Origin of the sequence: Phycicoccus sp. Soil748 (assembly GCF_001428025.1) — a bacterium.
In the GTDB taxonomy this organism is placed as follows: domain Bacteria; phylum Actinomycetota; class Actinomycetes; order Actinomycetales; family Dermatophilaceae; genus Pedococcus.
Genome location: NZ_LMSC01000007.1, coordinates 940,465 through 965,335, shown reverse-complemented (window position 1 = coordinate 965,335; position 24,871 = coordinate 940,465). Strand labels below are relative to the sequence as shown.

At 71.9% G+C, this 24,871-nt stretch carries 17 protein-coding genes and 1 pseudogene; 10 read left to right on the top strand and 8 right to left on the bottom strand.

Annotated features, from left to right (window positions below; all coding sequences use genetic code 11):
* Positions 1-15 precede the first annotated feature (15 nt).
* On the bottom strand, positions 16-840 hold the full coding sequence (locus ASG70_RS12200; protein ID WP_056884011.1) for a DMT family transporter: 825 nt from the start codon (positions 838-840) through the stop codon (positions 16-18).
* 82 nt (positions 841-922) lie between these two features.
* On the opposite strand from ASG70_RS12200, the gene ASG70_RS12195 reads away from it, so the two are divergent.
* From ASG70_RS12195 to ASG70_RS12170, 6 genes and pseudogenes are all read left to right on the top strand, one after another.
* Positions 923-1,507 carry a DUF3000 domain-containing protein gene (locus ASG70_RS12195; RefSeq protein ID WP_056884010.1) on the top strand — a complete coding sequence of 195 codons (585 nt, stop codon included), beginning with the start codon at positions 923-925 and terminating at the stop codon, positions 1,505-1,507.
* A gap of 25 nt (positions 1,508-1,532) precedes the next feature.
* On the top strand, positions 1,533-2,858 hold the full coding sequence (locus ASG70_RS12190) for an HRDC domain-containing protein (RefSeq protein WP_369818901.1): 1,326 nt from the start codon (positions 1,533-1,535) through the stop codon (positions 2,856-2,858).
* 187 nt (positions 2,859-3,045) lie between these two features.
* Positions 3,046-4,263 (top strand): thiolase family protein, encoded by a 1,218-nt coding sequence (locus tag ASG70_RS12185; protein ID WP_056884009.1) that lies wholly within the window; start codon positions 3,046-3,048, stop codon positions 4,261-4,263.
* Positions 4,260-6,386: pseudogene (locus ASG70_RS12180) on the top strand (3-hydroxyacyl-CoA dehydrogenase NAD-binding domain-containing protein); the annotation flags it as partial. The gene ASG70_RS12185 and the pseudogene ASG70_RS12180, both read left to right, overlap by 4 nt.
* A 190-nt stretch (positions 6,387-6,576) precedes the next feature.
* A complete protein-coding gene (locus ASG70_RS12175) occupies positions 6,577-7,341 on the top strand; it encodes a 3-hydroxybutyrate dehydrogenase (protein ID WP_056884008.1) in 765 nt (254 codons plus the stop codon).
* 28 nt (positions 7,342-7,369) lie between these two features.
* Entirely contained in the window at positions 7,370-9,253 is a 1,884-nt protein-coding gene (locus ASG70_RS12170) for a helix-turn-helix domain-containing protein (protein ID WP_235531466.1), read from the top strand.
* Here ASG70_RS12170 and dxs read toward each other — a convergent pair.
* A complete protein-coding gene (gene dxs, locus ASG70_RS12165) occupies positions 9,207-11,075 on the bottom strand; it encodes a 1-deoxy-D-xylulose-5-phosphate synthase (RefSeq protein ID WP_056884007.1) in 1,869 nt (622 codons plus the stop codon). The genes ASG70_RS12170 and dxs overlap by 47 nt on opposite strands.
* 96 nt (positions 11,076-11,171) lie before the next feature.
* Positions 11,172-13,322 carry a glycogen debranching N-terminal domain-containing protein gene (locus ASG70_RS12160; RefSeq protein WP_056884006.1) on the bottom strand — a complete coding sequence of 717 codons (2,151 nt, stop codon included), beginning with the start codon at positions 13,320-13,322 and terminating at the stop codon, positions 11,172-11,174.
* Between the two features lie 202 nt (positions 13,323-13,524).
* Between ASG70_RS12160 and ASG70_RS19320 the strand changes: the two genes are divergently transcribed.
* The 4 genes from ASG70_RS19320 to ASG70_RS12140 are packed head-to-tail and all read left to right on the top strand — an operon-like array spanning position 13,525 to position 17,850.
* Positions 13,525-14,613 carry a LacI family DNA-binding transcriptional regulator gene (locus tag ASG70_RS19320; RefSeq protein ID WP_056884005.1) on the top strand — a complete coding sequence of 363 codons (1,089 nt, stop codon included), beginning with the start codon at positions 13,525-13,527 and terminating at the stop codon, positions 14,611-14,613.
* The gene (locus ASG70_RS12150) at positions 14,610-15,851 is read left to right on the top strand and encodes an extracellular solute-binding protein (RefSeq protein ID WP_056884004.1); all 1,242 of its coding nucleotides are present in this window, start codon (positions 14,610-14,612) and stop codon (positions 15,849-15,851) included. Before ASG70_RS19320 ends, ASG70_RS12150 begins: the two co-directional genes overlap by 4 nt.
* A 2-nt stretch (positions 15,852-15,853) precedes the next feature.
* On the top strand, positions 15,854-16,999 hold the full coding sequence (locus ASG70_RS12145; RefSeq protein WP_235531465.1) for a carbohydrate ABC transporter permease: 1,146 nt from the start codon (positions 15,854-15,856) through the stop codon (positions 16,997-16,999).
* Positions 16,996-17,850, top strand: a complete 855-nt coding sequence (locus tag ASG70_RS12140; protein WP_056884003.1) for a carbohydrate ABC transporter permease — start codon at positions 16,996-16,998, stop codon at positions 17,848-17,850. Before ASG70_RS12145 ends, ASG70_RS12140 begins: the two co-directional genes overlap by 4 nt.
* A gap of 88 nt (positions 17,851-17,938) precedes the next feature.
* On the opposite strand, the gene ASG70_RS12135 is transcribed toward ASG70_RS12140, so the two are convergent.
* From ASG70_RS12135 to acnA, 5 genes are all read right to left on the bottom strand, one after another.
* Positions 17,939-18,334, bottom strand: coding sequence for a hypothetical protein (locus tag ASG70_RS12135; RefSeq protein ID WP_235531464.1), 396 nt, complete (start codon positions 18,332-18,334; stop codon positions 17,939-17,941).
* A gap of 100 nt (positions 18,335-18,434) precedes the next feature.
* Positions 18,435-19,394 carry an SDR family NAD(P)-dependent oxidoreductase gene (locus tag ASG70_RS12130; protein ID WP_056884002.1) on the bottom strand — a complete coding sequence of 320 codons (960 nt, stop codon included), beginning with the start codon at positions 19,392-19,394 and terminating at the stop codon, positions 18,435-18,437.
* A gap of 165 nt (positions 19,395-19,559) precedes the next feature.
* The gene (locus tag ASG70_RS12125) at positions 19,560-20,801 is read right to left on the bottom strand and encodes a chaplin family protein (protein WP_056884001.1); all 1,242 of its coding nucleotides are present in this window, start codon (positions 20,799-20,801) and stop codon (positions 19,560-19,562) included.
* Positions 20,802-20,886: 85 nt separating this feature from the next.
* Positions 20,887-21,828 (bottom strand): hypothetical protein, encoded by a 942-nt coding sequence (locus ASG70_RS12120; RefSeq protein ID WP_056884000.1) that lies wholly within the window; start codon positions 21,826-21,828, stop codon positions 20,887-20,889.
* A 196-nt stretch (positions 21,829-22,024) separates the two neighbouring features.
* Entirely contained in the window at positions 22,025-24,817 is a 2,793-nt protein-coding gene (gene acnA / locus ASG70_RS12115; RefSeq protein ID WP_056883999.1) for an aconitate hydratase AcnA, read from the bottom strand.
* Between the last annotated feature and the right edge of the window lie 54 nt (positions 24,818-24,871).

The following is a 24,871-nucleotide window of genomic DNA, read 5'->3' as shown; positions in this document are numbered from 1 at the left end:
CGCCCGCCGTACCCCTCACAGGGCGATGACGGCGGCGCCGGCGAGGGACAGCAGGGCACCCACCTGCTGGATGGGGCGCAGCCGTTCGGCGAGGACGAGCCGGGCCAGCAGGATCGTCATCACGGGGTACAGCGAACCCAGGACGCTGGCGACGCTCACCTCACCCCGTGAGGAGGCGAAGGCGAACAGCCCGTTGGCCACGAGGTCGCCACAGCCGATCACCAGCAGGGTGGGCGCCTCCCGGGCCACGACGCCGCCGACGGAACGCGTGACCAGGGCCACCACCGCGAACACGACGACGGACGTGCACCGCATGCCCCACAACGTCATCAGGGTCGAGGTGCGCGCCCCGCGGTCGAGGCAGAACAGCGCGAGGCCGAAACCGACGGCGGCGACAGCGGCCAGCACCACCGGCCTGGTGGAGACGTCACCGCTCAGCTCGGGCCCGGACGCCAGGGTGACGCCGACGACCGCGACGAGGATGCCGACCCAGGTCCAGGCCGACGGCTCGTCACCGGTGGCGACGCCGAGAAGGACCGGCACCGCGACGCCGAGGGCGGCGATGGGCGCGACGACGCCCATGGTCCCCGTGGACAGGGCCGTGTAGAAGCAGAGCAGCCCCGTGAGCCCGGACAGCCCGGCCCCGACGGACCACAGCGGCCACCCGGTCCAGACGGCGTGGTCGAGCTGGGTGAGCACGACGACGCACAGCACCACGAACGCCAGTCCCTGCGTCCAGCCGACCACCGCGACGGCGGGCCGCCGGCGGGAGAACAGGCCGGCGAAGAAGTCCGAGGTGCCCCAGCAGACGCTGCTGGCGAGCGCGAGGAGGGAGACCACGGCCGCACGCTACCCGGCCCCCGCGACACGGCGCGGACTCAGCCTCCCTGTGATACGGCACCCCGCGACATACGCTCTGACGGTGGGCAGCAGAACGGTCCCTGGCGACCAGTCACCGGAGTTCACGCAGGCGCTGAGCGACCTGCGGGGCGCGCGGTTGCGTCCCGAGATCAGGCTCACCGAGGTGCCGGCGCCGCAGCGCATCGCGCCGTACGCGGTGGCGCTCACCGCCGAGGTCGTCGGAGCCGCCGCCGACGAGGACGAGCTGGCCTCCGGGCGCTTCGTCCTCCTGCACGACCCGTCGGTCCCCGACCCGTGGGACGGCGCCTGGCGCGCGGTCACCTTCGCCCGGGCCGAGCTCGAGCCCGAGCTCGCCAACGACCCGATGCTGGGGGCCGTCGGCTGGTCGTGGCTCACCGACGCGCTCGAGAGCCACCACCTCGGCTACACCGCCGAGGCCGGCACCGTCACGCGCGTGGTCTCCGAGAGCTTCGCCGGACTGTCCGACCGCCCCGCGAGCGTGGAGATGGAGGTGCGCGCGTCGTGGACCCCGACCACCGGCAACGTCGGCGCCCACCTCGTCGCCTGGTCCGACCTGCTGTGCACCATCGCCGGACTGCCGCCCCTGCCCGAGGGAGTCGTCGCGCTGCCTGGGCCGCGGCGCTGACGACCGCTGCCGGTAGGTTGGGGCGGTGACCGACACCGACGCCGAGGCATCCGCCGTGGACCCGGCGGCCCCCGAGGCCTCGCTGCTCCTGCCACCGGACTCCCGTGACGGCACCGTCGTCGACTCCTCCGAGGTCTCGCAGGACGGCGCACCCGCCGACGCAACCGTGGCCCTGGACATGCCGGCCGACGGCGTCCCGCCGGTGGTGCAGACCGAGCGCGGCCTCCTGGAGGCTGCTGCGGCGATCGCCGCGGGTGAGGGCCCGGTCGCCCTCGACGCCGAGCGCGCCAGCGGCTACCGCTACGGCCAGCGCGCCTACCTCGTGCAGCTGCGCCGCGAGGGTTCGGGCACCTGGCTCATCGACCCCATCGCCTGCCCCGACCTCTCCCCGGTCAACGAGGCCATCGGCAACGCCGAGTGGATCCTGCACGCCGCGACCCAGGACCTGGCCTGCCTCGCCGAGGTGGGCCTGCGCCCGCGCCAGCTCTTCGACACCGAGCTGGCGGGCCGCCTGCTCGGCCTGCCCCGGGTGGGCCTCGCCGCGGTCGTCGAGCACTACCTCGGCTTGTCGCTGGCCAAGGAGCACTCGGCGGTCGACTGGTCCACGCGGCCACTGCCCGAGCCGTGGCTGCGCTATGCAGCGCTCGACGTCGAGGTGCTCGTCGAGGTCCGCAACCTCATGGGTGTCGACCTCGCGCGGCAGGCCAAGGACGGCTGGGCCCGTGAGGAGTTCGAGGCGCTGCTGGACTTCACCGGCCCGGCGCCGCGCGTCGACCCGTGGCGCCGGACGTCGGGGATGCACAAGGTCCGCCAACGGCGCACCGCGGCCGTCGTGCGCGAGCTCTGGGAGGCGCGTGACGCCATCGCCCAGGAGCGCGACGTCTCCCCCGGCCGGGTCCTGCCCGACGCCGTCCTCGTCGAGATCGCCATGGCCGCACCGACATCCGTCGACACCCTGCCCTCCGGCCACCGGTCGGTGCGCCGCTACCAGCGCCAGTGGCTGGACGCCGTCAACCGGGCCAACGCCATCCCCGAGGCCGACCTGCCGCCGATGACCCTGCGGTCCGACGGCCCGCCCCCGCAACGCGCCTGGCCCGAGCGTGACCCGGTGGCCGCCGCCCGGCTGGCTGACACCCGGGAGGCGCTCACCGCGTTCGCGACCGAGCGCGCCATACCCGTCGAGAACGTGCTGTCCCCGGAGCCGCTGCGCCGCGTGATCTGGTCGCCGCCGCACGACCGCAGTGCTGCTGGGTTCGCCCAGGCCCTGCAGGGCCTCGGCGCCCGCCGTTGGCAGACCGACATCGTGGCGCCCATGGTCGCCGCGGCGTTCGCCGCCCACCCGGACGAGTAGCCGCGCCCTCCCGCACGGGGCGCTGCGGACGGGTTCGGCCCCGGCGGGGTGACGGCTCTCACTCGAGGGTCGGGTGACCGCCTTGTTACCGGGAAGTAGCATCGGGGCAGGAGCACGGGCGACCGCGCTCCCCCGCCGGCCGCCACGGCCCGCGACCCCACCCGCTACACCGACCAGGAGGCCACCCGTGCCCCGCACCCTTCGTGAGGTCGTCTTCGTCGACGGCGTCCGGACGCCGTTCGGCAAGGCCGGGGAGAAGGGCATCTACGCCCAGACCCGCGCCGACGACCTCGTCATCCGCTGCATCCGCGAGCTCATGCGCCGCCACCCCGAGCTGCCGCCCGAGCGGGTCGAGGAGGTCGCCATCGCCGCGACCACCCAGATCGGCGACCAGGGCCTGACCCTCGGCCGGATGGCCGCGCTGCTGTCCGGGCTGCCGAAGACCACCCCCGGCTACTCCATCGACCGCATGTGCGCAGGCGCCATGACCGCCGTGACCACCACCGCGTCCTCCATCGCGTTCGGCTCGATCGACGTCGCCATCGCCGGCGGCGTCGAGCACATGGGCCACCACCCGATGGGCGAGGGCGTCGACCCCAACCCCCGCATCGTCGCCGAGAAGCTCGTCGACCCCAGCGCCCTGGTCATGGGCTCGACCGCGGAGAACCTCCACGACCGCTTCCCGACGCTGACCAAGGAGCGCAGCGACGCCTACGCCGTGGGCTCGCAGGACAAGCTCGCGAAGGCCTACGCCAACAACCAGGTCCAGCCCGACCTCGTGCCGGTGGCCACCCGCCACCAGGAGCTCGGCTACGGCCTCGCCACCCAGGACGAGCCGCCGCGCCCCGGCACCACGGTCGAGGACCTGGCCGCGCTGAAGACCCCCTTCCGCCCGCACGGCAACGTCACCGCCGGCAACTCCGCCGGCCTCAACGACGGTGCCACCGCGTGCATCCTCGCCTCGCAGGCGGCGGCCGAGGAGCTCGGCCTGCCGATCCGCATGCGCCTCGTGGACTTCGCGTTCGTGGGTGTCGAGCCCGAGGTCATGGGTATCGGGCCCGTGCCGGCTGCCGAGAAGGCGCTCGGCAAGGCGGGCCTCTCGATCGAGGACATCGGCCTCTTCGAGCTCAACGAGGCGTTCGCCGTGCAGGTGCTCGCCTTCCTCGAGCACTTCGGCATCGCCGACGACGACCCGCGCGTCAACCAGTACGGCGGCGCCATCGCCACCGGGCACCCGCTCGCCTCCTCCGGCGTGCGCCTGATGACCCAGCTCGCGCGCCAGTTCGAGGAGCACCCCGAGGTCCGCTACGGCATGACCGCCATGTGCATCGGCATCGGCATGGGTGGAGCGGTCATCTGGGAGAACCCCCACCACGCTGACTACGGCAAGGAGGTCGCCGCATGAGCGACACCACCACTGCTCCCCGCTCGACCCCCGCGGGCTCCGAGGAGGTCGTGACGCGCACGCCCGTCCGCGACATCACCCTTCCTGGAGGCGCGGGCGTGCTCGCGCTCGTCACCCTCGACAACGGGTTCGACCACACCAAGCCCAACACCTTCGGCCCGCAGACCATCGCCGGGCTGCTCGAGGTCGTCCGCGGCCTGAGGGCCCGCGCCGAGGCCGGCGAGATCCAGGCCGTCGGCATCACCGGCAAGCCGTTCATCTTCGCTGTCGGCGCCGACCTCAAGGCCGTCGCCCAGGCGACCAGCCGCGACCAGGCCCTCGAGGTGGCCCGCGCCGGCCACGCGGCCTTCGCGGCGATCATGGACCTGCCGGTGCCGTCCTTCGCGTTCGTCAACGGCGCCGCGATGGGTGGTGGCGTGGAGATCGCGCTGTCGGCCGACTACCGCACCATCTCCGCAGGCGTCCCGGCGATCGCGCTCCCCGAGACGTTCCTCGGGCTCGTGCCCGGCTGGGGTGGCTGCTACCTGCTGCCCAACCTCGTCGGACCGGCGAACGCGCTCAAGGTCATCATCGAGAACCCCATGAACACCAACCGGATGCTCAAGGGTCCGCAGGCGTTCGAGCTCGGCATGGCCGACGCGATGTTCGCCCCTGCCGACTTCCTCGAGGAGTCACTGCTGTGGGCGGCGAAGGTCCTCACCGGCGAGACGAAGGTCGAGCGCCCCGAGGTGTCGCGCGACGAGGCCGAGTGGGCCGGTGCCGTCAAGGCCGCCAAGGGCCTGGTCGACCTCAAGACCGGCGGCAAGTCGCCGGCGCCGTACCGGGCCCTGCAGCTCGTTGCAGAGGCTCGCACCGCGACCCGTGACGAGGCGTTCGCCGCCGAGGACGAGGCGCTCGCCGACCTCGTCATGGGCGACGAGCTGCGCGCCGGGCTCTACTCGTTCGACCTCGTGCAGCGCCGCGCCAAGCGGCCGGCCGGTGCGCCCGACAAGGCCCTGGCGCGCAAGGTCACCAAGGTCGGCATCGTCGGCGCAGGTCTGATGGCCAGCCAGCTCGCCCTGCTGTTCGCGCAGCGCCTCGAGGTGCCGGTCGTCATGACCGACCTGGACGAGGAGCGCGTCGGCAAGGGGGTCGGCTACGTCCACGGCGAGGTCGACAAGCTGCTCGGCAAGCGTCGTGTCAGCCCCGACAAGGCCAATCGCATCAAGGGCCTGGTCACCGGGTCCACGAGCAAGGACGGGTTCGCCGACGCGGACTTCGTCATCGAGGCCGTCTTCGAGGAGATGTCCGTCAAGAAGCAGGTGTGGGCGGAGGTCGAGGCCGTCGTCTCGGCCGAGTGCGTCCTCGCGACCAACACCAGCTCGCTGTCGATCACCGAGATGGCCTCGGAGCTGCAGCACCCGGAGCGGGTCGTGGGCTTCCACTTCTTCAACCCCGTCGCCGTGATGCCGCTGCTCGAGATCATCAAGGGCGAGCAGACCGACGACGCCACCCTCGCCACGGCTTTCGCCACCGGCAAGACGCTGAAGAAGACCACGATCCTGGTCAAGGACTCGCCGTCGTTCATCGTCAACCGGCTCCTCGGCCGCTTCATGGGCGAGGTCGCGAAGGTGGTCGACGAGGGCACCCCGATCGAGGTGGCAGACCGGGCGTTCGCCGGCCTCGCGCCGATGCCGCCGTTCATCCTGCTCGGGCTCGTCGGGCCCGCGATCGCGTTGCACAACAACGAGACCCTGGCCAAGGCGTTCCCTGACCGCTTCTACGTCTCGGAGAACCTGCGCAAGGTCGTCGCGGCCAAGAAGCCGGCCATCTACACCTGGCCGGAGGGCAAGCCGGTCGTCGACCCTGAGGTCGAGGCGCTGTTCGACAAGCCCTCCGACCCCGTGGTGCTGACCACCGAGCAGGTGCGCGAGCGCGTCCTGGGCGTCCTGGCCGACGAAGCCAGGCGGATGCTCGACGAGGGCGTCGCCCAGGCCCCGATGGACCTGGACCTGGCGATGATCACCGGCGCCGGCTTCCAGTTCTGGAACGGCGGCCTCACGCCGCTGCTCGACCGCGAAGGTGTCTCGGAGAAGGTCACGGGGAAGCGGTTCCTGCCCGCCGGTGCGGCGAGCGTCCCGACCNCCCCCCCGCCGCAGCGGCGCCGTGCGGCGGCGTCCAGCGGCGTCCAGCGGCTCGTGGCTCCGCGGTGGCCGGCGCACCCTCGTGGTGTGCCGGCCACCGGCATGTCCGGACTCGCCACACACCTTCAGGCACAACTGTGGTCGGCCACCACATGCTCGGCCCCCGCCCGCCAGACCTAGTCTCGCGGTCATGCCGACGACGCCTGGAACCCTCGACCTGACCGGACGCACCGCCCTGGTGACCGGCGCCGCGAGTGGTATCGGGGCCGCCTGCGTCGAGCGGCTCGCCGGCGCGGGCGCGCGCGTCTGGGCGGTCGACCGCGACGCGGACGGGCTCGGCCGCTTCGCTGGGCTCGATGGCGTCGACCTCCTTCCCACCGACCTCAGCGACCTCGACGCGGTGGACGAGCTGCCCGGCGACGTCGACGTGCTGGTCAACAACGCCGGCATCCAGCACGTCAGCCCGATCCACGAGTTCCCCGTCGAGACGTGGGACCTCATCATCCGGCTCATGCTCACGTCCCCGTTCCGGCTGACCCGCCGGGTGCTGCCCCACATGTACGAGCAGGGGTTCGGGCGCATCGTCAACGTGTCGAGCGTGCACGGGCTGCGCGCAAGCCCGTTCAAGGCGGCCTACGTCTCGGCGAAGCACGGCCTCGAGGGGCTGTCCAAGGTGACCGCGCTCGAGGGCGCCGAGCACGGGGTGACGAGCAACTGCGTCAACCCCGCCTACGTGCGCACCCCGCTGGTCGAGAAGCAGATCGCCGATCAGGCCCGGTCGCACGGCATCAGCGAGGAGGAGGTCGTCAGCAAGGTCATGCTGGAGCCCGTGGCGGTCAAGCGGCTGGTCGAGGCCGGCGAGGTGGCCGAGCTCGTCGCGTTCCTGTGTGGCACCTCCGCCGCGTCGGTGTCCGGTTCGTCCTTTGCGATGGACGGCGGCTGGACCGCCCACTGAGCCCGCCGCCCGCCTAGGATCCGACTCGATGGACGCCCCCGACTCCCCTGACCCGCACGACTCCCCGGAGTCGCACGACTCCCCCGCGATGACGCTGCTGCGGCTCCTCGCCGGGGGAGCGCCCGCGTCCGAGCTCGGGGCCGTCCCCGACCCCGGTGGCGAGGCCCGGGAGCTGGCCCTGCGGGTCCGCGCGGCGTTCGACTCCCGGCGACGGCGTGAGGCCGAGCTCACCGCGCTCGTGGAGACCGCGCGCGACCTGGCCGCCCTGCGCGACCCCAGTGGCATCCTCGAGGCCATCGTCCGCCGCGCCCGGACCCTGCTCGGCACCGACGTCTCCTACCTGACGCTCTACGACCCCGCAGCCGGCGACACGTTCATGCGCGCCACCGACGGGTCGGTCAGCGTCGAGTTCCAGACCGTCCGGCTGTCCCTCGGCGACGGACTCGGCGGCCTGGTCGCCTCGACGCACAAGCCCTACTGGAGCGCCGACTACCTGCACGACCAGAGGTTCCAGCACACCGGCACCATCGACAGCGCCGTCGGCGACGAGGGCCTGGTGTCGATCTGCGGTACGCCGCTGGTGGTCGAGGACGAGTTCGTCGGGGTGCTCTTCGCCGCCAACCGCTCGCCGCGGCCCTTCTCCCCCGACCAGGTCGCGCTGCTCGGGTCGCTGGCCGCGCTGGCCGCCGTCTCGATCGTCCAGACCCGCACCGCCGAGGAGGTGCGCCGCCACACCGCAGGCGTCGAGCGGGCGGCCGCGGCGCACGACCGCTTCGCCGAGCTCGTGCTGGCCGGCGGTGGCGTCGACGACATCACCAAGGCCCTCGGCGACCTCCTCGGAGGCTGGGTGGTGCTCCTCGGCTCCGAGGGCGAGTGCCTGAGCACCCACGGCGACGCACCCGTCGACGACCCCCGCACCGGTGGCGTGGCCACCTCGCCGGCCGTCTCCATGACGTTGTCCTCCGGCCGCCTCGCCCACGACCCCCGGGGCGACCAGTGGGCCATCGGCGTCAAGGCGCCGCAGACCCCGCTGGGCGCGCTGGTGCTCGGCGGCGTGTGCGTGCTCGACGACGCCGACCGCCGCACCGTCGAACGCGCAGCAGTCGTCACGGCCCTCGTCCTGCTCTTCGAGCGCACGGCGGCAGAGGCCGAGCAGCGCGTGCGCACCGACCTCGTGGCCGATCTCGTCAGCGGCCGCGGCGACCCGCAGAGCCTCGCGGCCCGGGCCCGCACCGAGGGCGTCGACCCCGCCGCCCGGCACGCGGTGCTGGTCGCGGACGCCGACGCCGACGTGCCCCGCCGGACCCTCCTGCTCGCAGCCCACGCGGCAGCCGGCCCGGGGTCCGTCGTCGGCGAGCACGACGGCCGCGTGGTCGCCCTCGTGCCCTCCCTCGACGTCCAGCAGGCCGCCGTCGAGCTCGCGCGCCGCCTCACCCGGCTGGGCCGCGTCAGCGTCGGCGCCGCGGGGCCGGTGGCCCTCACCGGCGACGTGCCCCCCGTGTGGGCCGAGGCCGTGCGCACCGTGCAGGCCATGGGGTCCCTCGGCCTCGCGGGGCAGGGTGCCAGCGCTGCGCACCTCGGCTTCGCGGGCCTCGTCGTGGGGTCCGCTCCGGACGTCGACGGCTACGTCCATGCCCACCTCGGCCCGCTGCTGGACTACGACGCCCGCCGCGGGTCCGAGCTCGTCAAGACCCTGCAGGCCTACTTCGACGCCGGCGGGAGCCCCCGGCACGCTGCGACCGAGCTGCACGTGCACGTCAACACGGTGAGCCAGCGGCTGGAGCGCATCTCGGCGCTGCTCGGGCCGCGCTGGCAGCACCCGGACACCGCCCTGGAGCTCCAGCTGGCACTGCGCCTCCGGCGGCTCAGTGCAGGTGCGTCGCCAGCGACGTCGCGACCGCGTCCGCAGTGAGCCCGAGCTCGTCCAGGATCTGACCGCGCGAGGCGTGGTCCAGGAACGCCTTCGGTATGCCGTGCAGGTGCACCGGCACCTCGACGCCCGCCTCGCGCAGGGCGACGGTCACTGCCGTCCCCACCCCCGACGTCACGAGGTTGTCCTCGACGACGGCGACCGCCCCGGCCGACCGGGCCAGCTCGACCAGGTCGTCGCTGACGGGCAGCACCCAGCGGGGGTCGACGGCGGTGACGCGCAGTCCCTGCGCCTCGAGCTTGCCGGCGACGTCGACGGACAGCGCGGCGAAGGCACCCACCCCGACGACCAGCAGGTCACAGCCGTCGCGTGACGTCTCGTGGAGCACGTCGAGCGCACCCTGCTGTCGCAGGGCGGGCACCGGCGCGCCGACGTCGCCCTTGGGGAAGCGGATCACCGTCGGCGCGTCGCCGACCTCGACGGCCTCGCGCAGCTGCAGCCGCACCTGCTGGCCGTCGCGCGGGGCCGCGAGCCGCAGGCCGGGCACGATCGACGCGATCGCCATGTCCCACATGCCGTTGTGCGACGGCCCGTCGCTGCCGGTGATGCCGGCTCGGTCGAGCACGAAGGTGATCCCGGCGTGGTGCAGCGCCGCGTCCATGAGGAGCTGGTCGAACGCACGGTTGAGGAACGTCGCGTACACGGCCACCACGGGGTGCAACCCCGCGAACGCGAGCCCGCTCGCCATGGTCACCGCGTGCTGCTCGGCGATCCCGACGTCGAAGACACGGTCGGGGTAGGCGGCGGCGAACCCGTCGAGGCCCACCGGGATGAGCATGGCGGCGGTCAGCGCCACGAGGTCCGGGCGCTCGGCTCCGAGGGCGACCATCTCGTCGTTGAACTCGTCGGTCCAGATGCGCCCACTGACCTCGAACGGCAGGCCCGTCTCGGGGTTGATCTTGCCGACGCTGTGGAACTGGTCGGCGTCGTCGTTGATGGCCGGCTGGTAGCCGCGGCCCTTCTGCGTGATGACGTGCACGAGGACCGGCCCGCCGAAGGCTCGTGCCCTGCGCAGGGCCGACTCCAGGGCCGCCTCGTCGTGACCGTCCACCGGGCCCAGGTACTTCAGGCCGAGGTCCTCGAACATCCCCTGCGGGGCGACGATGTCCTTGATCCCCTTCTTCATGCCGTGCAACGTCTCGTACATCGCGCCGCCGACGACGGGGGTGCGGTGCAGGGTGTTCTTGCCCCAGTCGAGGAAGCGCTCGTAGCCGCGCGTGGTGCGCAGCGTCGCGAGGTGCTCGGCAAGGCCGCCGATGGTCGGGGCGTAGGAGCGCTCGTTGTCGTTGACGATGATCGTCAGCGGCAGGTCCTTGTCGGCGGCGATGTTGTTGATCGCCTCCCACGCCATCCCACCGGTCAACGCGCCGTCACCGATCACGGCGACGGTGTGGCGTCCGCGCTCGCCCTTCAGGCGCCGGGCCTTGGCGATGCCGTCAGCCCAGGACAGGGCGGTGGACGCGTGGGAGTTCTCCACCACGTCGTGCGGCGACTCGGCGCGGCTCGGGTAGCCCGACAGGCCACCCTGCTTCTTGAGCTTGCTGAAGTCGTGGCGCCCGGTGAGCAGCTTGTGGACGTAGGACTGGTGCCCGGTGTCGAAGACGATCGTGTCCCGCGGGCTGTCGAAGACGCGGTGCAGCGCGATGGTGAGCTCGACGACGCCGAGGTTGGGCCCGAGGTGGCCACCGGTCCGGGAGACCGACTCCACGAGGAACGTGCGGATCTCCTCGGCGAGGGGTGCCATCGAGGTGGCGGGCAGCGCCTTGAGGTCGGCAGGGCTCTTGATGGTCTCGAGCAGTCCCACGCAGGGCCGTCCTTTCACTCTGTCGGTCGCCCGTCCCTGACGTCGGGCACTACGTCGGGCATGACATCGGGCTCGACATCGGGCAAGCGACTGAGTCTAAGCGCTGGTGCCGCCCAGCCTGACCTCGACGCCCTCCGGGGCCCCGGTCACCTCGGCGTGTCCGTCCCGGTCAACGCTCACGGTCACCGTGGCGTCCCCGAGCCGCAGGCCCTCCACGCGCAGGGCCCCGAACGGCGGGGGCACGACCGGGTCGACCTCCAGGACCCCGGCGGGCAGGTCCGCGCGGAGCCCCAGCGCGACCGTGACGAGGGCGCCGGCGGAGGCCGCCGACCATGCCTGCGGGCGGCACGAGGCGGGGTACGGCGAGGGCCTGCCCATCATGGGCAGCCCCGAGTAGAGCTCGGGCCAGCGGTAGTCGAACGCCTCGGCCGACGCGACGAGTGCCGTCGCGACGGCTGCGCTCTCGGCACGGTGCCCCTCGCGGGCCAGGCCCAGCGCCACGATCGCGCTGTCATGGGTCCAGATCGACCCCGTGTGGTAGCCGATGGGGTTGAACCCGCCGTTCCCGGAGCCGAGGGTGCGGACCCCGAACTCGTCGAGCAGCTCGTCGCCGGTGAGCTGGGCCGCGACCGAGTCGGACTCGGCGGGGGTCAGCACACCGGTGCCGAGGACGTGCCCCATGTTGGAGGCGAGCCCGTCGACGGCGGCGCCGTGGCCGTCGAGGGCGATGGCCAGGTGGCGGCCGGCGTCGGTCTGCACCCAGTACCGCTCGGAGAGGCGGGTGCGCAGCCCCTCGGCCTCCTTCTCCGCCTCGTCCGCGCCCTCCTCGCCCAGGGCTCGCAGGAGGCGCCCCGCGCCGTTGAGCGCCTCGATGGCGTACGCCTGCGCCTCCACGAGCGCGATGGGGCCGTCGGCGACGTGCCCGTCGCGCCAGCGGATCGAGTCGCCGGAGTCCTTCCAGCCCTGGTTGGCCAGTCCGGTGCCCGAGGTGTCGAGGTACTTGAGCAGGCCGTCCTCGTCCGGCTGGCCGGTGGTGGTGAGCCACTGCACGGCGGCGCGCAGGTTCGGCAGCAGCGCGCGGACCTCGTCCTGCGGCATACCCCACTGCCACGCCTCGGCGAGCAGCGTGACCCAGAGCGCGGTGGCGTCGACCGTGCCGTAGTAGACCGGCGGGAGCGCCAGCCCGCTCTCCGGGTCGAGGTATGCCGTGCGGCGCAGCTCGTGGGGGATCTTGCCGGGCGCCTCGGCGCTGCGCGGGTCGTCCCTGGTGCCCTGGCGACGGGCCAGGACGCGCAGGGTGCCGGCGGCGAGGTCGGTGCCGAAGGGCAGCATCATCCGGGCGGCCCAGATCGAGTCACGGCCGAAGAGCGTGAGGTACCACGGGGTTCCGGCGGCAGCGAAGACGTCGGCCCGGTCGTCGGGGTCGCGCAGGAGCAGGTGGCGCAGGTCGTCCATGGAGTGGTCGACGACGGGGGCGAGCCGGGGGTCGTCCGCGACCACGCGCACTCCGTCCCACGCCACGGCGGCACGACCGGGGTCGGCGTCGAGCACCGAGGCCGAGGTCCTCGTGGCCTCCACGCGCATCGTGGTGGCGGCGCTCTCCCCCGGCTCCACGACCAGGTCGACCTCGACGACGGCGCGGCCACCCCTGACCAGCAGCGCGTCCGGCGCCGGGTCGAAGGTCGTCCGGGTGGTGTGGCGCTCGAAGGTGGTGACCAGGACGTCGCCGTCGGGCGCCGTGACGACCTGCGGGGCCACCTCGGGGTGCACGACGTGCCCGGCCTTCACCGAGCCGATGGCCGCTCCGTCGCCGGCGAGCTCGAGCACCAGCCGGGCACGGACGGTGTCGGCGGCCCGCGAGGTGAGGACGACCCGCTCGACCATGGCGCCGTCCTCCAGCAGCCGGGTGCGGTGGATCTCGACCGTGGGGTCGGGGCCCGGGTTGCCGAGGTTTCGGGCCGACAGGACGAACTCCGCGCGGGGACCGCTCGCGCCCTCGGCCACGAAGGCAGGCGCCTCGCCGTCGAGGCGCACGGTGGCCTCGCTGAGGACCCGGACGTCGTCGACGTAGAGCCCCTGGGCCGTGCCCGGCTCGATGTCGCCGCCGGTCGAGGAGAGCGCCGTCGCGTTGCCGTTGACGCAGACGTTGAGCTGGTGGAGCCACGGCTGCCTCGGGGGCGGGCCGGCCGTCGGGCTGTCGGTCGTCGTAGCCGTCGTGTCGGCGTCTGCCGCCTCGTGGTCGGACACCTGTGGGCCTTCTCTCCGTGGACGTCTGGGCAGGTCAGCGGGCTGTCGGCGCCCCGGTCACGTGGACGCTGCCGCTCGGTCGGTTCCCGGCGTGCCGTCCCATCATGCCCTTGACGACGCCGGGTGCGTAGAGCATGCTCCCATTTGTTGGAACGTTCAAACGCGCATCGGTTTGAACGATCACATCGCGAGGGAGCGATCGATGGCGGACCTGACGAGGGCGACGGCGGACACCCCGCCGGGTCGCGCCACCATCGTCGACGTCGCCCGCGCCGCGCAGGTCTCCCGCCAGACGGTCAGCAACGCGCTCAACCGCCCCGACAAGGTCGCCGCCCCCACCCTCGAGCGGGTCCTGCGCGAGATCGACCGCCTCGGCTTCACCCCGCACATCACCGCCCAGCAGCTGCGCCGGCGCAAGGCCGCGGCCTACGGCTTCGAGGTCAACCCCTCCGGCCACGGCCGCCTGGGCCACATCCTCGACGAGTTCCTCGTGCAGCTGACGGTGGCGGCGCCGGCTCACGGCTCCCACCTCATGACGTTCGCCCCCGACCCCGAGGACGTCATCGAGGGCTACCGCCAGACCCTGGCCACCGGCCTCGTCGACGGCTTCGTCCTCGCCGACACCCGGCACGGCGACCCGCGCCCTCAGTGGCTCCTCGACCACCACGTCCCGTTCGTGGCGTTCGGCCGCGTGTGGGACCTGCCCGAGCTGCGCCAGTGGGTGGACGTCGACGGCGGCGCGGGCGTCCGAGAAGCGGTCGCCCACCTCGTGGCCGCCGGGTACGACCGCATCGGGTTCCTCGGTTGGCCGGCCGGCTCCCCCGTCGGTGACGACCGCCGCCACGGCTGGCTCGCCGGCCTCGCCGACGCCGGACGCACCGCCAGCGGGCAGCTCGAGGCCGAGGAGTCGGTGCAGGACCTCGACCAGGCCACCGCTGCCGCCGAGCGGCTGCTGCGGCGCCTCGGCCCCGGCAGCGCCGTCGTCTGCGCCTCGGACATGCTCGCGCTCGGTGCGGTCCGCGCCGTGCGCAACACCGGTCTGGCCCTCGGCGCCGACATCGGGGTGGTCGGCTTCGACGACACCGACGTCGCCGACGCGCTGTCGGTCACGAGCATCCGGCAGCCGATCGCCGAAGCAGCCCGGACCGCCTGGCAGATGCTCACCTCCCCCGAGAGCCCCCGACCCGTGCTGCTCGCCCCCGCGCTCACGGTTCGTTCCAGCACCACCCGCACCCCCACGTCGTCGGCCACCCGGCCCCGCGACACACCCATCACCGAGGAGCAGCCATGAGGCGCACCACCACACTGGGACTGGTCTTCGTGACCACGTCCGCACTCGCTCTCTCCGCCTGCGGCGGAGGCGGATTCGACAAGGGCAGCTCGAGCCCCAAGCAGTCCTCCGGGCCTGCCAAGCTGCAGATCCTCATCGGCACGTCCGGTGACGCCGAGACCGCCGCGGTCAAGGCGGCGGCCGACGCCTGGAGCAAGAAGTCCGGCAACACCGCCGAGGTCGTCGTGGCCTCCGACCTCAACCAGCAGCTCGGGCAGGGCTTCGCCGGCGGGACCCCGCCGGACGTGTTCTACGCCGACGCCGGCCGCATCGGCGACTTCGCCAAGGCGGGGAACCTCTACGCCTACGGCGACCAGGTCAAGGACGCGGGCTTCCTCGACAGCCTGGTCAAGACCTACACCTACGACGGCAAGCTGCAGTGCGCGCCGAAGGACTTCTCCACCCTGGCCCTCGTCATCAACACCGACCTGTGGACCAAGGCCGGCCTGACCGACGCAGACATCCCCAAGGACTGGGCCGGTCTGGAGACCGTCGCCAAGAAGCTCACCTCCGGCAAGGTGACCGGGCTCGTCGTCAGCGGCGAGTGGGCCCGCCTGGGCGTCTTCATGCGCCAGGCCGGTGGCTGGGTCGTCAGCGAGGACGGCACGTCGGTGACCGCCGACACGAGCCAGAACGCGGCGGGCCTCACCGAGGCGCAGAAGCTCCTCAAGTCCGGCTCGATGAAGTACGCCAAGCAGGTCGACGCAGGGTGGGGCGGCGAGGCGCTCGGCAAGGGCAAGGCCGCCATGACCATCGAGGGCAACTGGATCCGCGGCGCCCTGAAGAACGACTTCCCGAACATCAAGGCCAAGGTCGTCGAGCTCCCGGCGGGCCCGGCCGGCAAGGGCACGCTGCTGTTCAGCAACTGCTGGGGCATCGCGGCCAAGTCCAAGAACCAGGCGGCCGCCGTCGACCTGGTGAAGTCCCTCGCGTCGGTCGAGCAGCAGATGGCCTTCGCCAAGGCGTTCGGCGTGATGCCGTCGACCACCGAGGGTGCCAAGCAGTACGCCGCCGCCTTCCCGGACGACGCAGCCTTCGCCGCCGGTGGCGACTACGGCACCGGCCCGGTCAACCTGCCCGGTTTCGACCCGGTCATGGCTGCCTTCAACACCGACCTCGAGCAGCTGGCCTCCAAGGACCCGAAGTCCATCCTCGCCACCCTGCAGAAGAACGGTGACGCGGCCCTCAAGGGCCAGTGACCGTGACCACCACCACCGGGTCCCGCCGCCGCCTGCGTGGCGGCGGCGGGATCCACGGTCGCGAAGGCGTGGCGGGCTGGGTCTTCACCGCGCCGATGATCGTCGTGCTCGGGCTGTTCCTGTTCATCCCCGTGCTCATGGCCCTCTACGTGAGCTTCACCAACTGGAACGGCAACGGCTCGCCGTTCCAGGGAGGCCAGAACGCCCAGTGGGTCGGGGCCAGCAACTACACCTCGCTGTTCACCGAGGACGGCCTCAAGCGGTCCACCTTCATGCAGTCCCTCGCCAACAACTTCTGGTACGTCCTCCTCGTGGTGCCGCTGCAGACCGCCATCTCGTTCTTCCTCGCGCTGATCGTCAGCAACCGGTTCCTCAAGGGCAAGGGCTTCTTCCGGACCGCGTTCTACTTCCCCTCGGTGACCAGCTCGATCGCCATCAGCGTCGTCTTCCTGTTCCTGTTCGCCAACTCGGGCGCCGTCAACGCCGTGCTCGAGACGTTCGGGGTGAAGGGGCCGGCCTGGTTCAGCGACTCGCGCGGCCTGCTGCACCTCCTGCTCCAGGCCTTCGGCGTCGGTGACAGCCCCTCGTGGGCGCAGGGCGAGGTGCTCGGGCGCTCGGTCTGGGACTGGCTGTCCGGTCCGTCGGTCGCCATGTGCGTCATCATCATCCTGGCCATCTGGACCACGACCGGCACGTTCATGCTGATGTTCCTCGCGGCCCTGCAGGACCTGCCCGGCGAGGTCGACGAGGCGGCCATGCTCGACGGGGTCTCCCCGTGGCAGAAGCTGCGCTACGTGACGCTGCCCATGCTTAAGCCGACGATCTTCCTGGTCACCACGCTCGGGCTCATCGGCACCTGGCAGGTCTTCGACCAGATCTATGTCATGGGCAAGGGCGCACCGGGCAACACCACGCTGACGCCGGCGTTCCTGTCCTACAAGCAGTCGTTCACCAGCCTCCAGTACGGCAGCGGCGCGGCGATGTCGTTCATCGTGTTCCTGCTCATCGTCGCCCTGACCGCCTTCCAGCGGTGGGTGATGCGCGACAAGGACGCCCCCCGTCGGCGGCGACGCACCCCCGGCGGCGCGACCGCTGCAGCCGTCGCCAACGACCAGGTCGCCGGCGTGCCGGCCGGGAGGACACGATGACCAGACGCACCACCGGGTGGAAGCTCATCCTCTTCTACGTCGTGCTCGTCCTGTTCTCGGTCATCTACCTCTACCCGTTCCTCATCCAGATCGCGACGTCGTTCAAGACGGACTCCTCAGCGACCGACAGCCCGCTCAGCCTCATCCCCCACCCGTTCGACCCCTCCGCGTGGAAGCGCATCTTCGGGATCGGCGGCGACAACTCGGTGCCGATCATGCGGTGGCTCGGCAACTCGGTCGTCATCACCCTGGTCGTGACCGCGGCCCGGGTCTTCTTCGACAGCCTCGCGGGCTACGCCTTGTCGCGGCTGCGGTTCCGGGGGCGCGGGTTCCTGTTCGGGACGGTGCTGGCGGTGATGAGCGTGCCGGGCGTCGCCCTGCTCATCCCCAAGTTCCTCATGGTGAGCTACCTGGGCATCTACGACACCTACTCGGCGATGGTGCTGCCACTGCTGGTCGACGCGGCCGGTGTCTTCATCATGAAGCAGTTCTTCGACTCGATCCCCGTGTCGGTCGAGGAGGCCGCGCGGATCGACGGCGCTGGGGTCTTCCGCACCTTCTGGTCGGTGGTCCTGCCGATGGCGCGCCCCGCGTTGATCACCCTGACGATCCTGTCGTTCCAGGGCTCGTGGAACGAGTTCACGCACTTCCTGGTGACCACGCAGAGCCCCGAGCTCAAGACCCTGGTCACCGGGCTCGCGAGCCTCGCCAGCGGCGACCTCGGCGCCGGCTCGCAGTACCCCCTCAAGCTCGGGGCGGCGCTGCTCACGACCATCCCGGTCGCGCTGCTGTTCTTCGCCTTCCAGCGACAGTTCGTCCGCGGGGCGAATGAGGGCGGCGACAAGGGGTAGGAGGTCACTGCTCGCACGTGCGAGCCACAGGCTGCGGGTGGGCCGGCGGGGACGTACCCGGCCCACCCGCGCTCCTGTCCTCGACCGCTCAGAGGCGGGGTACGTAGCGCCGGCCCTGCAGCGCGTCGTACACCAGGCCCGCGCTGCGCCGGGCGGCGAGCAGGCGCACGCCCTCGGCCTCGAGGTCGGCGAGGACCTGGCTGAGGCCCTCGCTGGTGAGGTGGTCGCCGAGCTCGACCCTGACCTCGCGGTAGGCCTGCCGCATGGCCACGAGCTGGGCGTCGATGTGGCGGGTCGTGACCCAGGCCAGGGCCACCGGTTGCCGACGCCAGCCGGCGTAGGACCGGTAGTCGGCCGGGCAGTGGTCGAGCAGCCACGACACCGCGGGCACCTGCCACCCCGGGCTCTCCGGCGGCGGGACGAGCGGCGGCCACCCCGGGGGCACCGCGCCGACGACCTCAGCCCGGCGGGCGTGGGTCGGCACAGGAGCCTCCGGATGCCGGCACAGTCCGCCTCGCGACCAGACCGGCGTGTTCGAACATGTGTTCGATTCTAGGCCATGGCGAGGACGCCGGACACCTCGATCAGCCGAGCGACTCCCCCGTCGCCTCGACGACGAAGTCCCAGAACCGCTGCCGCTGGTCCTCGGTCTCCACCCCGACCGGTGCGTAGTGGGTCGGGCGACGCCTGCGGTCGTGCCAGAACCCGCCGGTCCCCAGCCGGTCGTCGGTGGCAACCAGCCAGGTCACCGTGTCGGCGCCCTCGGCAGGTGAGCGCAGCAGCGGACCCATGACGGTCGCGAACCCTGGCAGCGAGTCGGTGACGCCAGGGGTGTCGGCCCAGCCGGGGTGCATCGAGTGGACCGAGACGTCGCGGGAGCGCAGGTGGTCCGCCCACAGCTCGGCGAGCACGATCTGCATGCGCTTGGTCCGGGCGTAGGCGGTGACGCCGCTGTAGTCCCCCTCGAGGTACTCGGGGTCGTCGAGGGCGAGCTTCTGGCTGTAGGCACCGCCGGAGGTCACCACGACGACGCGCCCTCCCCCGAGCGTGTCCGCCAGCAGCCCGGTCATGAGGTGCGGACCCAGCACGTGGGTGGCGAGGGTGAGCTCGTGCCCCTGGGGAGAGGTCCGGCGCTCGGGCGGCAGGACGCCCGCGTTGTGCACCACTGCGTGCAGCCTCGGCACCCGGGCGGCGAAGGACGTCGCGAACTCGCGCACGGCGTCGAGGTCGCTCACGTCGCACACCACGGTCTCCACCCGCGCGGACGGCATCCTCTCCAGCAGCGTCTGTTCCGCCTGCGCGAGGCGGTCGGCGCTGCGACCGAGCAGGTGCACCGTCGCTCCCAGTGGAGCCAGGCCGGCAGCGGTCGCAAGCCCCAGTCCCCCGCTCGCGCCAGTGACCAGCACGTGCCGACCGGCCAGGCAGCCCGGACGCGGGTCCGACGGCCACCACGACCGTCTCAGCCGAGGACCCAGACGGGTGTAGCCCAGCACGAGCGACTTGTCCATCGCCCAGTCCACGGCAGCGGTCAACGAGGTCGCCATGGCGGCCACGCTACGGGGCCCCTGACGGCAGGCTGCCGCCGGGGCGGGGTGGGACGACGTCCACGGCACTGCCGTGGCGAGGTACGGCGCATGGTCGGGCGAGGTGCCGGGACGGAGCGGGCGTCGTGGGGGTGCTGCCAACGCCCGCCCCACCCCGGCGCGGGTTCACCCCCGGGCAGCGAACTGCCTGGAGACGACCCGCAGCCGCAGTCCTGCCAGGAGCAGGAGCACGGCGATCCCCAGCAGCGGAAGGGGATCGCTCCCCGTCATCGCCAGGGAACCCTGAACGGCCGGTGCTGCCAGGGCCGGCACGGCCGACGCAGCCTGGGAGCCCAGCTCGGCGGCCGGCAGCGAGTCCGCCCCGCCGGACGGCACGGTGCCGGCGTCGCCGGTACCGGGACCGGTTCCGTCACCGGGGTCGGTGCCCGTACCGGGATCGGTCCCGTCGCCCGGGCCGGTGCCGGGGTCGTTCCCGTCACCGGGGTCGGTGGCGGAGGTATCCGCGCCTGTGGTGGTCGAGTCGCCGATGACGGAGACGGCGTTGCCTCCGATACCGACGGGCACCGTGACGGGCAGGGTGACCTGGTTGCCACCGCCAGCCGAGTCCTCACCGGAGGTCGAACCACCAGTCGCAGCACCACTTTCCTGCGTTCCCGAGCCCGTGCCCGTGCTGTCGGCGCCGGTCGAGGTCGAGTCACCGATCACCGACACCGCGTTGCCACCAGCCACGACCGGAGCCGTCACCGGGGCCGTCGCCTGGTTGCCACCAGCGGCCGAGTCCTCACCCGAGGTCGAACCACCAGTCGTGGTGGCGCCACCCGAGGTCGAGCCGCCCGACCCCGAGGCCGTGCTGTTGGCACCGGTCGAGGTCGAGTCCCCGATCACCGACACCGCGTTGCCACCAGCGACAACCGGAGCCGTCACCGGAGCGGTGACCTGGTTGCCACCAGCAGCCGAGTCCTCGCCCGAGGTCGAACCACCAGTCGCGGTGGCGCCACCCGAGGTCGAGCCGCCCGACCCCGAGGCTGTGCTGTCTGCACCGGTGGACGAGGAGTCCCCGATCACCGAGATGCTGTTGCCACTGAGGTCGACGGGGAGCGCGACGGCGAGGTCCCCCTGGTTGCCGCCGGCGACCGAGCTCGACCCGTCCGTGGTGGACGACGACGAGCCCGCTGGGGTGCTCTGCGCGGAGCTGTCGGCCCCTGACGAGCTCGAGTCACCGATGAGGCTGATCGAGTTGCCCGACACCGGCACCGGCACCGAGGCGGCCACGGCCACCTGGTTGCCGCCGAGGGCGCTGTCGGCGCCCGTCGTGTTCTCTTCCGCGGAAGCGTGCCCTGCAAAGAACAGGATCCCGCCCCCGACCATGAGGGCTGCCTGCAGCCCTCGACGCACGTAGGTGTGCATGGTTCTTCCTTCCTGACGTCTGCTGTGGTCGCCCGCGTCGTGCAGGCACTGCTCTCACGCCGCGCTAGGAGGCGCCGGAGCCGCATCAGTCAGGTCGGAGGCCGGGTCGGGTGTTCAGGGCGCCGGGCGCCCGGTCGTCGCTGGAGGGGAGGGCGCCTGCTGCGGCGCCGCTCGTCGATGGCTTGGAGGGCAGGACGGCCGGGACGTCGGCACCCTGCAGCTGGCTGGTGGACCCGGCGCTCGCGGGAGCCGGGGCCGGGGACGCCGGAGTGGGTTGGGACGGCCACGGCTGCGGCTGACGAGGCGCAGTCGCACCGGTCGGACCGGCGCCATCCGCGGCGCCCGGATGAGTGTTGCCGCCGGTCATCGCCTCCGAGATCGGCCCAGCCGGGGCCGCTTCCGCGGTGACATCGACGACCGGTCGCAGACCCGACACCCGCCTTGTCGCCGGCGCCGCTGAGTCGTCCGCACGCACGTCCCCGGACACCGAGACGGTCGAGACGCCGGCGCCCGCAGGCACCACCGGCGACGAGGTGGAGGGTCCTGAGCCTGACGGCACCGCGGGAAGCGGGAGCTCGACCACGGGCGAGGAGCCGATGACGGGCAGCGCGTCGGCCACCTGGTCGACGAGGCCCGTGATCTCCCTCACCGACGGGGCGAGGACCGGCACCGACTCGGTCGTGGCATCCACCGTCGCCACGGTGCTGTCGACGACGGCCCTCACGGAGTGCGCGGTGGTGGCCACGACCGGGTCCAGGGCGCTGGTCGTGGTCGAGACCGGAGTGAGCACGGGCTCGACCACCGACTTCATCACCTTGACCCGCGAGTCACGAAAGTCCTTCTGCGGCAACGCCTTTGGCACATCGCGTACGGCGCCGGTCAGCGAAGTCGTCGAACGCACGACGTCTTGGACGGGGTGCTCGCTGGCGCTCGCCTTGCCCGGGCTGAACAGGATCCACGCCACCGCCAGGAGCGCGCCCCACATGACCAGCCTCACCAGGCTGTCAGTGCGCGCGATCCCCCGCATGTCATCTCCTGAGTTCCCCAGCTCCGAGAAGTACTTCACTCAGTGAAACATCAGGAATCGACCCTCGCAACCCCGAACGAAGGCAAACACACGCGAGACCTCCCCCATCCGACGTACGAGCCCTACGGCGAAGGGCCCGCCCACCAGTGGTGGACGGGCCCTCGTGGCCGGGCGCCGGCTTCGGCGCGCGGCGGCGTCAGCTGTTGACGAGCGAGCGCAGGACGTACTGCAGGATGCCGCCGTTGCGGTAGTAGTCGGCCTCCCCGGGGGTGTCGATGCGGACGACCGCGTCGAACTCCACCGAGTCCGCGCCTTCGCGCTCTGCGACGACCTTGACCGTCTTCGGCGTCGAGCCCTCGTTGAGCGCCGTGATGCCGGTGATCGAGAAGGTCTCGGTGCCGTCGAGGCCGAGCGACTCGGCGTTCTGCCCGGCCGGGTACTGGAGCGGAATCACGCCCATGCCAATGAGATTCGAGCGGTGGATGCGCTCGTAGCTCTCGGCGATGACGGCCTTGACCCCGAGCAGGCGGGTGCCCTTCGCAGCCCAGTCGCGCGAGGAGCCCGAGCCGTACTCCTTGCCCGCCAGGATGACGAGCGGGACGCCGGCCTCCTGGTAGGCGGACGAGGCGTCGAAGATCGTCGTCTGCTCGCCACCCGCCAGGAAGTTGCGGGTGAAGCCGCCCTCGACACCGTCGAGGAGCAGGTTCTTGAGCCGGATGTTGGCGAACGTGCCGCGGATCATCACCTCGTGGTTGCCGCGGCGCGAGCCGTAGGAGTTGAAGTCCTTGCGCTCGATACCGCGCTCTGCGAGGTACTTGCCGGCCGGGCTGTCGGCCTTGATCGAGCCGGCCGGGCTGATGTGGTCGGTCGTGACCGAGTCACCGAGCTTGGCCAGGACCCGCGCACCCGAGATGTCCTCGACCGGCGTCGTCTCCATCTGCATGCCGTCGAAGTACGGGGGCTTGCGGACGTAGGTGGAGTCGTCGGCCCAGTCGAAGGTCTTGCCCTCGGGCGTCGGCAGGGACTGCCAGCGCTCGTCACCCGCGAAGACGTCGGCGTAGTCCTTGGTGAACATCTCCTTGTTGATGCTCTCGGCGATGGTCTGCTCGACGTCGGCCGGGCTCGGCCACAGGTCCTTGAGGAACACGTCCTTGCCGTCGGTGTCCTGGCCCAGGGGCTCGGCGTCGAAGTCGAAGTCCATGGTGCCGGCGAGGGCGTAGGCGATGACCAGGGGCGGCGACGCGAGGTAGTTCATCTTCACGTCGGGGTTGATGCGGCCCTCGAAGTTGCGGTTGCCCGACAGCACCGACACGACGGCGAGGTCGTTGTCGTTGATGGCCTTGGAGATCTCGTCCGACAGGGGGCCGGAGTTGCCGATGCAGGTGGTGCAGCCGTAGCCGACGAGGTGGAAGCCGAGCTTCTCGAGGTAGGGCCACATGCCGGCCTTCTCGTAGTAGTCGGAGACCACCTTGGAGCCGGGTGCCATCGACGTCTTCACCCACGGGGCCACGGTGAGCCCGCGGTCCACCGCGTTCTTGGCCAGCATGGCCGCGGCCATCATCACCGACGGGTTGGAGGTGTTGGTGCAGGAGGTGATCGAGGCGATCGACACGATGCCGTGGTCGATCTCGAACGTCGCGCCCTCCGCGGTGGTGACGCTCACCTTGCGGGTCGGGCGGCCGACGCCGTCACCCTCGTCGGCCGGCTTGGAGCCGCCGTTGGTGCCGTCCGTCGCACCCTGCGGCGAGGGGTCGCTCGCCGGGAAGCTGGTCGCCATGCCGGCGTCGCCCTCGTGGTGCGAGACGTAGGTGGGGAGCACCTTGCGGAAGGCGTCCTTGGCGTCGGTGAGGGCGATGCGGTCCTGGGGGCGCTTGGGGCCGGCGATGGAGGGGACGACCGTGGACAGGTCGAGCTCGAGGTACTCGGAGTAGCGCGACTCGGGCTGGTCCGGGCCGGCCTGCAGCCACATGCCCTGCTCCTTGGCGTAGGCCTCCACGAGGGCGACCGACTCGTCGGAGCGACCGGTGAGGCGCAGGTACTCCAGGGTCACGTCGTCGATCGGGAAGATCGCGCAGGTCGAGCCGAACTCGGGGCTCATGTTGCCGATCGTGGCGCGGTTGGCCAGCGGCACGGCGCCGACGCCCTCGCCGTAGAACTCGACGAACTTGCCGACGACGCCGTGCTTGCGCAGCATCTCGGTGATCGTGAGGACGACGTCGGTGGCGGTGGCGCCCGGCGGGATCGAGCCGGACAGCCTGAAGCCGACCACGCGCGGGATGAGCATCGACACGGGCTGGCCGAGCATGGCCGCCTCGGCCTCGATGCCGCCGACGCCCCAGCCGAGCACGCCGAGGCCGTTGACCATGGTGGTGTGCGAGTCGGTGCCGACGCAGGTGTCGGGGTAGGCCACGCCGTCGCGGACCATGACGGTGCGGGCGAGGTGCTCGATGTTGACCTGGTGGACGATGCCGGTGCCCGGAGGAACGACCTTGAAGTCGTCGAACGCGGTCTGGCCCCAGCGCAGGAACTGGTAGCGCTCACGGTTGCGCTCGTACTCGATCTCGACGTTCTTCTCGAAGGCGTCGGCGCGGCCGAACACGTCGATGATCACGGAGTGGTCGATGACCATCTCGGCGGGGCTGAGCGGGTTGATCTTGGCGGGGTCGCCACCGAGCTCGGCGACGGCCTCGCGCATCGTGGCCAGGTCGACGACGCACGGCACGCCGGTGAAGTCCTGCATGATCACGCGGGCGGGCGTGAACTGGATCTCGGTGTCGGGGTCGGCGTTCTCGTCCCAGGAGCCCAGGGCCCGGATGTGGTCGGCGGTGATGTTGGCGCCGTCCTCGGTGCGCAGGAGGTTCTCCAGCAGCACCTTGAGGCTGTACGGGAGGGACTCGGCACCCTCGACCGCGGACAGCCGGTAGATCTCGTAGGACTGGTCGCCGACCGTGAGTTCACCGTGGGCGTTGAAGCTGTTCGTGCTGGCCACTGCCTGCTCCTTCGATGCTCAGTTGTGCGTCGCTGCACTCTGCTGGTCGATCTC

Bases quoted from the DNA above. Each gene is read 5' to 3' on its own strand.
- ASG70_RS12175 (WP_056884008.1), top strand. From the start codon at position 6,577: ATGCCGACGACGCCTGGAACCCTCGACCTGACCGGACGCACCGCCCTG.
- ASG70_RS12170 (WP_235531466.1), top strand. From the start codon at position 7,370: ATGGACGCCCCCGACTCCCCTGACCCGCACGACTCCCCGGAGTCGCAC.
- ASG70_RS19320 (WP_056884005.1), top strand. From the start codon at position 13,525: ATGGCGGACCTGACGAGGGCGACGGCGGACACCCCGCCGGGTCGCGCC.
- ASG70_RS12150 (WP_056884004.1), top strand. From the start codon at position 14,610: ATGAGGCGCACCACCACACTGGGACTGGTCTTCGTGACCACGTCCGCA.
- ASG70_RS12140 (WP_056884003.1), top strand. From the start codon at position 16,996: ATGACCAGACGCACCACCGGGTGGAAGCTCATCCTCTTCTACGTCGTG.
- ASG70_RS12130 (WP_056884002.1), bottom strand. From the start codon at position 19,394: ATGGCGACCTCGTTGACCGCTGCCGTGGACTGGGCGATGGACAAGTCG.
- ASG70_RS12125 (WP_056884001.1), bottom strand. From the start codon at position 20,801: ATGCACACCTACGTGCGTCGAGGGCTGCAGGCAGCCCTCATGGTCGGG.
- ASG70_RS12120 (WP_056884000.1), bottom strand. From the start codon at position 21,828: ATGCGGGGGATCGCGCGCACTGACAGCCTGGTGAGGCTGGTCATGTGG.